We start from the raw sequence: 10,145 nt of genomic DNA, 5'->3' as shown, positions 1-10,145 counted from the left end.
TGAGGACGGATGGGGCGGATGAGCAGCAACGAAGACAGGCTTCTCGAGTATCTCAAGCGTGTCACCGGGGACCTTCGCCAGGTCCGGGAGCGCCTTCGCGAGGTCGAGGAGAAGGACCAGGAACCCATCGCGATCGTCGGCATGGCATGCCGCTACCCGGGTGGTGTGCGCTCGCCCGAGGACCTGTGGCAGCTGGTGGTCTCCGGTGGTGACGCGGTCGGGGAGTTCCCGGCGGACCGCGGCTGGGACGTGGAGGGCATCTACGACCCGGACCCGGACGCGCCGGGGAAGACGTACACGCGCCGCGGTGGATTCCTCTACGAGGCGGGGGAGTTCGACCCCGGGTTCTTCGGGATCAGCCCGCGTGAGGCCGTCGCGATGGACCCGCAGCAGCGGCTGCTGCTGGAGACCACCTGGGAGACGTTCGAGCGGGCCGGCATCGACGCGGAGTCGGTGCGGGGGAGCCGCACCGGAGTCTTCGTCGGCTCCGGCTACCAGGACTACGCCGCCCAGGCGTTCAACGCGATCGACGACTCCGAGGGCTTCTTCGGCACGGGCAACTCCGCGAGCATCATGTCCGGCCGCATCGCCTACACCCTCGGCCTGGAAGGACCGGCCGTCACCGTCGACACGGCGTGCTCGTCGTCGCTCGTGGCCCTGCACTGGGCGGTCCAGGCCCTGCGCAACGGCGAGTGCTCCATGGCCCTGGCCGGCGGCGTCATGGTGATGTCCACCCCGCGGGCCTTCGTGGAGTTCAGCCGCCAGCGGGGCCTGGCCGCCGACGGCCGCTGCAAGGCGTTCGGCGCCGGGGCCGACGGCACCGGCTGGGCTGAAGGCGTCGGCATGCTCCTGGTGGAGCGGCTCTCCGACGCCCGCCGCAACGGGCACCAGGTGCTGGCCGTCGTCCGTGGAAGCGCCATCAACCAGGACGGCGCCTCCAACGGCCTGACCGCGCCCAATGGCCCCGCGCAGCAGCGGGTCATCCGCCAGGCCCTGGCATCGGCCGGCCTGTCCCCCGCCCAGGTCGACGTGGTGGAGGCGCACGGCACGGGCACGCGGCTCGGCGACCCCATTGAGGCGCAGGCGCTGTTGGCGACGTACGGCCGGGAGCGGCCGGAGGGACGGCCGCTGTGGCTGGGCTCGCTGAAGTCCAACATCGGCCACGCCCAGGCCGCCGCCGGCGTCGGCGGCATCATCAAGATGGTCATGGCGATGCGCCACGGCGTCATCCCGCAGACCCTGCACGTCGAGGAGCCCACACCGCACGTGGACTGGTCGGCCGGTGAGGTCCGGCTGCTGACCGAGGCCATGGAGTGGCCGGAGACGGACCATCCGCGCCGTGCCGCAGTGTCGTCCTTCGGCGTCAGCGGCACCAACGCCCACACCATCATCGAACAGGCCCCGGCCCACGACGAGGAGACCGCAGCCGAGGAGTCTGCAGGGGCTCCTCCCGCCGCCGACCCGCCGGCCTGGGTGCTCTCCGCCAAGAGTGACGCGGCGCTGCAGGCCCAGGCGGCCCGGCTGCTGCCCTTCGCACAGGGCGAGGCCCGGCCCGAGGACGTCGGGCTGTCCCTGGCCACGACCCGGGCGGCGCTGCGCCACAGGGCCGCGGTCGTGGGGGAGAGCCACGAGGAACTGCTTCTCGGGCTCAAGGACCTGGCCGCAGGGACCCCCTCGTCCCGTGTGCTGCTGGGACGCCCGGCCGGCGGCAAGACCGGCTTCCTCTTCTCAGGCCAGGGCTCGCAGCGCATCGGCATGGGCCGTGAGCTGTACGCGGCGTTCCCCGTCTTCGCCGAGGCCTACGACGAGGTGTGCGCGCGTCTGGATGCGCCGGTCGACGTCGATGCTGAAACGCTTCACCAGACCGGGTGCACCCAGCCCGCGCTGTTCGCCGTCGAGGTGGCGCTGTTCCGGCTCCTCGAATCCTGGGGCGTGCGACCGGACTTCGTCGTGGGCCACTCCGTGGGCGAGATCGCGGCCGCGCACGTGGCCGGCGCACTGTCGCTCGACGACGCGGCGAAGCTGGTGTCCGCCCGCGCCCGGCTGATGCAGGCGCTGCCGGCCGGCGGCGTGATGGTCGCCGTGCAGGCCACCGAAGAGGAGGTCTTGCCGCACCTCACCGACGGGGTGGCCATCGCCGCGGTCAACGGCCCCTCGTCGGTGGTGATCTCCGGTGACGAGACGGCAGCCCTGGCGATTGCCGCGGCCATCGCCGAGCAGGGCCGCAAGACGTCCCGGCTGAAGGTCAGCCACGCGTTCCACTCCCCGCTCATGGACCCCATGCTGGAGGAGTTCGCGCAGGTCGTGCGCGGTCTGACCTTCGAGGAGTCGCAGCTCCCCGTCGTCTCCAACGTCACGGGTGAGCTCGTCGAGGCGTACACGGCCGAGTACTGGGTCCGGCACGTCCGCGAGGCAGTCCGCTTCGCCGACGGCGTGCAGACCCTGCACGACCTGGGCGTGACGACCTTCGTCGAGATCGGCCCCGGCGGCGTCCTGAGCGGGATGGCGCAGGGCTGCGTGGACGGTGCCGTCACGGTGCCGCTGCTGCGTGCGGACCGTCCCGAGCGGCAGGCGCTCGTCACGGCACTCGCGCAGCTGCACACCCACGGTGTCGCGGTGGACTGGAGCGTCCTCTTCTCGGGTGCGCGGAAGGTCGACCTGCCGACGTACGCGTTCCAGCACGAGCGGTACTGGGTGGAGACGCAGCATGCTGCCCCCGCGGCGGTGGATCCGGTGGACGCGGAGTTCTGGGAGACCGTGGAGCGCGAGGACCTGCAGGCCCTCGCCGAGACCCTGGACATCGCTGCCGAGGACGCGTTCAGCGACGTGCTGCCCAGGCTGTCGTCGTGGCGGCGGCAGCGCAAGGAGCAGTCCGCCGTCGACGACTGGCGCTACCGCGAGTCGTGGACCCTCCTGGGCGGGATCGCTCCGGCCGGCATCGGCGGCACCTGGCTGCTGGCCGTGCCGGAGGAGGAGAACGAGCAGATTGCCGCGGTCCGCACCGCGCTGACTGCCCGTGACGTCGACCTGAAGACCCTGGTCGTCGGTGCGGAGAGTGACCGCGCCGGGCTGGCCGGGGAACTGGCCGGGCTCGGGCCGGTCGACGGCGTGCTGTCCCTGCTCGTCAGCGACGACCCCGTGCTGCCTACCCTGCTGCTCGTCCAGGCCCTGGGCGACGCGGGCGTCGACGCCCCGCTGTGGTGCCTCACCTCGGGCGCGGTGGCCGTGAGCGGCTCCGACTCCTTACGCAACGCACGGCACACCCAGGTCTGGGGCCTGGGCCGGACCGTCGCCCTGGAACTGCCCCGGCGCTGGGGCGGCCTGATCGACCTGCCGGAGACCGTCGACGACCAGGCCGCCGCACGTCTCGCCGGGGTGCTGGGAAGGGCGCAGACGGGCCGGTGGGAGGAGGACCAGCTCGCCGTCCGCGCCTCCGGCGTCTTCGCCCGGCGGCTCGCCCACGCACCGGCCCGCCCGGCCACCGGCCGCTGGCAGCCCGGGGGCACCGTCCTGATCACCGGCGGCACGGGTGCGCTGGGCGGCCACGTCGCCCGCTGGCTGGCACGCAACGGCGCCGAGCACCTCGTCCTCACCAGCCGCCGGGGCGCGGACGCCCCGGGCGCCGCCGCACTGCGGGCCGAACTGGAGACCTTCGGCGCCCGCGTGACCGTCGCCGCGTGCGACGTGGCCGACCGCGACGCCGTGGCGGCCCTGCTCGCCGAGCACACCTTCGCCGCCGTCGTGCACACCGCCGGAGTCGCTGACGCCGGCATGGTGGACGACAGCACCCCGGCCGCCTTCGCCGCCGCGCTCGCCGCGAAGGCCGGCGGCGCGGCACACCTGGACGAGCTGCTGGGCGATCAGGAGCTCGACGCCTTTGTCCTCTTCTCCTCCATCTCCGGCGTCTGGGGCAGCGGCGGCCAGGCCGCCTATGCGGCGGGCAACGCCTTCCTGGACGGGCTCGCGCGGCAGCGCCGCGACCGCGGCCTCACCGCGACCGCCGTCTCCTGGGGCCCGTGGGCCGACGGAGGCATGGTCGAGGACGGGGACGACGAGGAGCGGCTGCGCAGCCGCGGGCTCCGCGCGATGACCCCCGCATCGGCGATCACCGCCCTGCAGCGTGCACTCGACCGCGACGAGACCCTGCTGACCGTGGCCGACGTGGACTGGTCGCGCTTCATCGTGCCGTTCACCCTCGGCCGCCCCAGCCCGCTGCTCGGCGACCTCCCCGAGGTGCGCGCGACACTCGCGGAGGACGCCCCCGAGGCGGGCCGCGGTTCCAGGGCGCTCGCCGAGAGTCTGGCCGGGTTGTCGCACGACGACCGGGAACGCGCCCTCGTGGACCTCGTGCGCACGCACGCCGCCGCCGTCCTCGGCCACCGCGGAGCGGGCGCGATCGAGGCCGACCGGTCCTTCCGGGACCTCGGCTTCGACTCCCTGACCGCGGTGGAACTCCGCAACCGGATCAACGAGGTGACCGGTCTGGCCCTGCCGATGACCCTGGTCTTCGACCACCCCACGGCCGCGGACCTCGCCGCTCACCTGCTTGCTGAAGTCACCGATGGGGAGGACCCGGAGGCCACGGCCTCGGCGGCCGCCGCAGTGCTGGACGAGCCGATCGCCATCGTCGGGATGGCCTGCCGCTACCCCGGCGGCGTGCGCTCGCCCGAGGACCTGTGGGAGCTGGTCGCCTCCGGCCGCGACGCGATCTCCCGGTTCCCCGGCAACCGCGGCTGGGACGTCGAGGCGCTCTACCACCCGGACCCCGACCACCCCGGCACCACGTACACCACCCACGGCGGTTTCCTGCACGACGCGGACGAGTTCGACCCCGCCGTCTTCGGGATCAGCCCGCGCGAGGCCATCGCCATGGACCCGCAGCAGCGCCTGCTGCTGGAGACCACGTGGGAGGCCTTCGAACGCGCTGGGATCGCCCCCCACACGGTGCGCTCCACCGGCACCGGCGTGTTCATCGGCTCCGGCTACCAGGACTACGCCGCCCGCCCGCTCAAGGTGCCCGACGGCGTCGAGGGCTACCTCTCCAGCGGCAACTCGGCCAGCGTGATCGCCGGCCGCCTCTCCTACGCCTTCGGCCTGCAGGGGCCGTCGGTCACCGTGGACACCGCGTGCTCGTCCTCGCTGACTGCCCTCCACCTGGCCGTGCAGGCGCTGCGCAACGGCGAGTGCTCGATGGCGCTGGCCGGCGGCGTGATGGTGATGGCCGGCCCGTCCGCGTTCACGATGTCGAGCAGGCAGCGCGCGCTGTCCGCCGACGGCCGCTGCAAGGCGTTCTCCTCGTCCGCTGACGGCACCGGCTTCGCCGAGGGCGTGGGCCTGGTCCTGGTCGAGCGCCTGTCCGACGCGCGCCGTAACGGGCACGAGGTCCTGGCCGTCGTGCGGGGCAGCGCGGTCAACCAGGACGGCGCCTCCAACGGCCTGACCGCTCCCAGCGGCAAGGCCCAGCAGCAGGTGATCCGGCAGGCACTGGCCAACGCCCGGCTCGCCCCGGGCCAGGTGGACGCCGTGGAGGCCCACGGCACCGGCACCAGGCTCGGTGACCCCATCGAGGCACAGGCACTGCTGGCCACGTACGGCAAGGAGCGCTCGCAGGACCGGCCGCTGTGGCTCGGCTCGCTGAAGTCCAACATCGGCCACTCCCAGGCGGCCGCGGGCGTCGGCGGCGTCATCAAGATGGTGATGGCCATCCGCAACGGCGTCCTGCCGCAGACGCTGCACGTCGACGAGCCGACCCCGGACGTCGACTGGTCCAGCGGGAACGTACGCCTGCTGACCGAGCAGACCGCCTGGCCCGGCCAGGGCAGCCCCCGCCGCGCAGCCGTCTCCTCGTTCGGGATGAGCGGCACCAACGTGCACACCATCATCGAGCAGGCCCCGGAGACCGGGCCCGCCGCCGAGGACGAGCAGGCCCCCGAAACCCCGGACGGTACCCCCGCCGCCCAGGCCGTGGACGTGTTCCCGTGGGCGCTGTCCGCCAAGTCCGTGCGCTCCCTGCGCGAGCAGGCGCGTCGGCTGCTGAACCACCTCGACCGCACCGAAGGGCTCTCCCTGCCCGACGTCGGCCGCGCCCTCGTCACCACGCGGACGCAGCTGGAGCAGCGGGCCGTGATTGTCGGCCGCGACCGGCACGAGCTGCGGGCCGGGCTCGCGGCGCTCGCCGACGGCGAACCCGCGGACACCGTGGTCCAGGGCACCACAACAGCCTCCGGCAAGGTCGTCCTCGTCTTCCCCGGCCATGGCTCGCAGTGGACGGAGATGGCCAGGGAACTGTTGGACATCTCCCCGGTCTTCGCCGAGCAGGCGAAGGCCTGCGCCGAGGCGTTCGCCCCCTACATCGACTGGCCGCTGCTCGACGTCCTGCGCGCCGAGCCGGGCGCGCCGGGCATGGCCGAGGTGGAGGTCGCCCAGCCTGCGCTGTTCACGGTGATGGTGTCGCTGGCCGCCCTGTGGCACTCCTACGGTGTGACGCCTGCCGCCGTCGTCGGCCACTCGCAGGGCGAGATCGCCGCCGCGTACGTCGCGGGGGCGCTGACGCTGGACGACGCGGCCCGGATCGTAGCCCTGCGCAGCCGCGCGCTGACCAAGCTGATGGGCAAGGGCGCGATGCTGGCGGTCGCGATGCCCGCTGACCGGGCCCGCGCGAGGCTGGAGAAGTACGGGGACCGGTTGTCGGTCGCCGCCGTCAACGGGCCCGCCGCCCTGACCGTCTCCGGAGCGCCCGGTGCTGTCGACGAGCTGCTGGCGGAGCTCGAAGGTGAAGGCGTACGCGTGCGCAAGGTCCGCGGCGCCACCGGCGCCGGGCATTCCGCCCAGGTCGAGAGCCTGCGCATGGAGCTGCTGGAGTTGCTGGCCCCGGTCGCGCCGCGCGCGGCGGAGATCCCCTTCTACTCCACGGTGACCGGTACGGTGCTGGACACCACTGCCCTGGACGCCGAGTACTGGTACCGCAACGCCCGCCGCACGGTGGAGTTCGAGCAGACCGTGCGGACGCTGCTGGAGGACGGGCACGGGGTGTTCGTCGAGTGCAGCCCGCACCCGCTGCTGACCGGCGCCGTGCAGGAGATCGCAGAGGAGGCCGGTGCCGACGCCGTAACCGGTGCCTCGTTGCGCAGGGACAAGGGCGGCATGGACCGCTTCCTGCGCTCCGTGTCCGAACTGCACGTGAACGGCGTGCACGTGGACTGGACGGTCCCTTTCGCCGGGCATCCCGAACGGCGCGTGGACCTGCCGACGTACGCGTTCCAGCGGCAGAGCTACTGGCTGGAGGGCCTCGCCCCGGTGCCCGTGGGCGCCGATCCGGTCGAGGCCCGGTTCTGGGAGATGGTGGAGAACACGGACCTGCCCGGGCTCGCCGGTGAGCTCGGGGCGGACGACGCCCTCATCGGCCCGGCGCTGCCGGTGCTGTCCGCCTGGCGCCGGCGAAGCCGCGAGAAGTCCATGGTGGACAGCTGGCGCTACCGCGTCTCCTTCCGGCAGCTGACCGACCACCCCGCACCGGACCTGGGCGGCCTGTGGCTCGCCGTCCTCCCCGCCGGCCTGGCGGACGAGGAGTGGGCGCCGTGCGTCGTCGGGGTGCTCGGCGCCCACGGCGCCAAGGTGCGGGTCGTCGAACTCCCCGTCGACTGTGACCGCGCGGACGCAGCGAACCGACTTGCCGAGGAACTCGGCGCCGAACAGCCCGCCGGAGTCCTCTCGATGCTGGGCCTCGCACCCGGCCGCCACCCGGCCCACCCGACGCTGTCCGCGAGCCTCGCCGCGACCGTGACCCTGATGCAGGCGCTGGGCGACCTGGACGTCCAGGCACCGCTGTGGTGCGCGACCCGAGGCGCCGTGTCCACCGGAGCCACCGACCCGCTGCGCGACGCCGACCAGGCACAGCTGTGGGGCCTGGGCATCGTGGCCGCGCTGGAACAGCCCCGGCGTTGGGGCGGTCTGGTCGACCTGCCCGAGGCGCTGGACGAGCACGCACTGCGCCGCCTGGCCGGAGTGCTGGCCCAGCACGACGAGGACCAGCTCGCCGTACGCACCGACGGCGTCTTCGGTCGGCGCCTGGTCCGTGCGCGGGCCGCCGATGCGGAGCCCGCCATGCCGTGGCAGCCTCGCGGCACCGTCCTGGTCACCGGCGGAACCGGCGGCGTGGGACGGCACCTCGCCCGCTGGCTGGCCGGCGCGGGCGCGCAGCACCTGGTGCTGACCAGCAGAAGCGGGCCCAACGCCCCCGGCGCGCAGGAACTGCACGCGGAGCTGACCGCACTGGGCACCGAAGTCACCATTGCCGCCTGCGACATCGCCGACCGCGACGCGGTCGCGCGGCTGCTCGCCGGTATCGAGACCAGGCACCCGCTCACCGCGGTGCTGCACGCCGCCGGCACGGCACGGTCGTCCATGCTGGCCGACGCCGGCCTCGACGAGTTCGCCGAAGCCGCAGCCTCCAAGGTCACCGGTGCCGTCCACCTGGACGAGCTGCTCGACGGCCGTGAGCTGGACGCGTTCGTCTTCTTCGCCTCCGGCGCCGGCGTCTGGGGCAGCGGCGGGCAGGCCTCCTACGCCTGTGCCAACGCCTTCCTCGACGCCCTGGCACTGCGGCGGCGGGCCCGCGGCCTGACCGCGACCTCGGTCGCCTGGGGCGGCTGGGCCGGCGGCGGCATGGTCGACGAGGCGGTCCAGGAGCGCGGCGAGAAGCGGGGCCTGGGCTTCATGGCCCCCGAGCTGGCCATCTCCGCACTGCACCAGGCCGTCGAGCACGACGAGGCGGCCCTGACCGTCGCCCCGATCGACTGGGAGCGGTTCCTGCCCGCCTTCACCGTGGGACGGCCCAGCCCGTTGCTGGCCGATCTGCCGGACGTACAGCGGCTCCTGGAGGCCGAGCAGGCCGCCGACGAGGAGACCGGCGCCGAAGCGGGATTGGCTACCGAACTCGCCGGACTCGCCCCGGCAGAGCAGGAGGAGCGCCTGCTCGAGCACATCCGCTCCCAGAGCGCCGTGGTGCTCGGCCACGTGTCGGCCGAGGACGTGCCGCCCACCGCGCAGTTCCTGGAGCTGGGCTTCGACTCGCTCACCGCGATCGACTTGCGCCGGCGCCTGTCGGCGGCGACCGGTCTCAAGTTGCCCGCCGGACTGGCCTTCGACCACCCCACGCCCGCCAGGCTCGCCAAGCACCTGCTGACGCAGCTCTCAGGCGCGGGCCGCGGAGCCGCGGAGGAACGGCCGGCCGACATGCTGGTCCAGCTCTACCAGCATGCGAGCGAGAACGGGACGGCCGCCGAGGCCATGGGGATGCTGATGGAGGCGGCCCGCTTCCGGCCCTCCTTCGAGCGGCCCGAGGAACTGGCCGAACGGCCCGCTCCGGTGCGGTTCTCGCAGGGCGACCGGCACCTCGCGCTGATGTGTTTCTCGCCGTACGTCGTACCGGCCGGGGCGCACCAGTACGCGCGGTTCGCCGCACCCTTCCGCGACCGGCTGGACATGTGGGCGCTGACCCACCCGGGCTACGAGAAGGGCGAGCCGGTCCCGTCCGATGTGGAGGCCGTGCTGCGCCTGCACGCGCAGACGGTACGGGAACGCGCGGGCGGCAAGCCCGTCGTCCTGCTCGGCTACTCCTCTGGCGGCTGGATCGCCCACGGCGTGGCGGCGCGCCTGGAGGCCATGGGCGAGAAGCCTGCGGCCGTGGTGATGGTCGACAGCTTCAGCCGCGAGATCCCCTTCGACCACCAGGTGCTCAACGCCATGGCCCAAGCGCAGTCGCAGCGCCTGGACTTCATGAGGTCCGGCGGCGAACAGCTCACCGCGATGGGCCGCTACATGCACCTGTTCGACGACTGGGCCGCGCCGGAGATCGCCGCGCCGACCCTGCTCGTACGGGCGAGCGAGCCCATGCTGGTCGGCGCCGCGGACGGCGATGGACGCGCGGCACCGCCCGAGCACGTGGACACGATCGTCGAAGTGGCCGGAAACCACTACTCGATGATGGAGGACCACGCCGGCACCACTGCGGCGGCGGTGGGGTCCTGGCTGGCGGACATTGTCACGGATCCGTCCGGCCCCGCCGCCCCTCTCGACGAAACGACCGCTTGACCGGCCCGCGACCACCGCGAGCACTCCGGACCAGACAGAGCAGAGGTGGGAGA

1 protein-coding gene is annotated in these 10,145 nt (G+C 73.4%); it reads left to right on the top strand.

All coding sequences use genetic code 11. The features are described 5' to 3' along the window. Positions 1–9: 9 nt before the first annotated feature. Positions 10–10,092: a type I polyketide synthase gene (locus OHS70_RS07750; protein ID WP_443062577.1), complete on the top strand. Its 10,083-nt coding sequence runs from the start codon at positions 10–12 to the stop codon at positions 10,090–10,092. Positions 10,093–10,145: the final 53 nt, after the last annotated feature.

Origin of the sequence: Streptomyces sp. NBC_00390 (genome assembly GCF_036057275.1) — a bacterium.
Classification (GTDB): domain Bacteria; phylum Actinomycetota; class Actinomycetes; order Streptomycetales; family Streptomycetaceae; genus Streptomyces.
This window is presented reverse-complemented; position numbering and strand designations above follow the sequence as displayed.